Source organism: Bradyrhizobium sp. Cp5.3, from assembly GCF_000426265.1.
Lineage (GTDB): Bacteria > Pseudomonadota > Alphaproteobacteria > Rhizobiales > Xanthobacteraceae > Bradyrhizobium > Bradyrhizobium neotropicale.
This window is the reverse complement of sequence record NZ_AUFA01000126.1, coordinates 1-1,944: the sequence shown is the minus strand read 5'-3', so window position 1 is coordinate 1,944 and position 1,944 is coordinate 1. Positions and strand designations below refer to the sequence as shown.

The 1,944-nt window shown below is 56.8% G+C and carries 2 protein-coding genes; both read right to left on the bottom strand.

Annotation, left to right across the window (positions count from 1 at the left end):
• Window positions 1–180: hypothetical protein (locus K289_RS52125; protein WP_210164556.1), on the bottom strand; the 180-nt coding region annotated here is incomplete at its 3' end.
• A gap of 517 nt (window positions 181–697) precedes the next feature.
• Window positions 698–1,537 (bottom strand): universal stress protein, encoded by an 840-nt coding sequence (locus K289_RS0140735; RefSeq protein ID WP_027556534.1) that lies wholly within the window; start codon window positions 1,535–1,537, stop codon window positions 698–700.
• Window positions 1,538–1,944 lie beyond the last annotated feature (407 nt).

Genomic DNA, 1,944 nt, shown 5'->3' with positions numbered 1-1,944 from the left:
AAACTCTTCAGCGCCAATGGTACTATGGCTTAAGCCCTGGGAGAGTAGGTCGCTGCCAGGCCTGCCAAGGACAAGGAATTCTCCTCTTTCGATGTTCGAAATACAAAACGCCGCTTCCTTCGGGAGGCGGCGTTTTTGTTTGTGCGGATGAACGCGCCAGCTCGCCGCGGTCCAAGCCATTCGCTTCGCGCGTTAGGATCGCCCGCTGACATGCCGATGCCCTCGGTGGCGCGCACCGACACTGAGCCGGGGATCAAGTCTCTCGAGACAAAACGCGTTGATGCCGACACGATCGGGCGCCGCGCGCTTGCGGTGAAACGAGTCGATGCCGCATCGAGCCCGCCAGCATCTCGAACACAGATCCGGCAGCAAGGTTCCTCGACAAGACGGTCATGCTCGACCCGGCTTTGACGGGGGTCTGCGCCCGCAGAAGGATTGAATGAACTGCGTGCCTAACGACCGTTCTGGGTCAAACTGCGACTTGGCGGGGAGGGCAGCTTTTGACGCCCAAAACCGGACCTAGTCAGGAACGGATCTCTTATCGGTCAAAGATCAAGCCAAAGGCGTTAAGGAATTGCCGTGGCTGACGGGACGCGAGGAAGATGCGCTCCTGCGTTGAGCAAGCTGCGGTAAAAAGCAATTCTATGCCTACTCGCGCCGCATTGCGTCGGAGGCGGAGCGAATTGTACCCGCAGTTCTAATGCGCCATTAGGACGGGTAAATCCGCGTGCTCCATGATATAACTGGTCGCGCCACCGAATATCATTTGCCGCAGCCTATTGCGGGTAAAGGCTCCTTTTATCAACAGATCGCAGCCTTGTGCTCTGGCGGCATCAAGAACCGCCTCACCAGTGTCGCGGTCTTCCAGTTCAAAGCTCACTAGCTTGGCAGCAATGTCGTTGTACAGCAATTGTCGGACGATCTGATCGGCAGATGGGCCTGGTACCTCTTGTCCGCCAATCACGGTTAGCACCGTTACCCTTTCTGCCAGACGAAGCAACGGCATAGCAAAAGCGTTGACCCGAGCCTGCTCGGTACTACCGTTCCAGTGGATCACAATGTTTGTCGCGATGCTTCTTGGCGCGTCTAGTGGCGCCAGTAGGACGGGTCTACCGCTCTCAAACAATGCGGATTCAATGGCGCGCCGGTTCGGGCCAGCAGCATCAACGTCGGACCGCGGCATTACAACGACGTCGAAAGCACGCCCATAACTTCCAACAAAGTCTTCACCCTCAGGCGCGGTTTCCAACCAGCCGAAGCATGGTCGGCTCGAGTCTGCAGTGGCTGGAGGAATATCGTGCTTTAGCATGAACGCTTCGAACAAATGGTGCATTTCGGCTAACTCTTCCTGGCTCTTCGCATGGTAAGAATCCAAAGGGATGCCGGTGGCTAATTCTGCGACTAAATATTGAGGGATACCGAACCGGAGCGGAAAGCCTTCGATGTACGCGCCGGTACGTTGCGCGAGACGTGCGGCGACCTCGAGTGCGGATGTCATGAGCGCAATGTTTTGGATCGGGACCAAGATCGTCTTCATTCTCAACCCCCGTGTTTCAGGTGAACATTGACTTGCAACGTCTAGTCGCCTTGAAGGCTAACGGCTTGCGACTTAGGCCGATAGATTCCTCCGATCGTGGTGCAGATCTGTATCAAAATGCCGAGCGATTAGCGCTCCATGTTAGCACTGCCCGGCGTGCTGTTCGACATCAGGCATCGTAGATCACGATCGTTCGTCCGACCCGTGCTTATCCTGGCAATGACCTGTATTGCGAACCGGGCAGGCCATTCTCATCTGGAAGCTCCTGGCGGGCGCAAACCGGACATTCGGCTGGCCCCGAACGTCTCACAGGGGCCATGTGTGGACGGCTCCGGGTTGGCAAGAAGAATCTTCACGTCGCAGCATTGGTCGGAGCAGCCATGTGTTCGGCCTGTTTGCGCGGTACT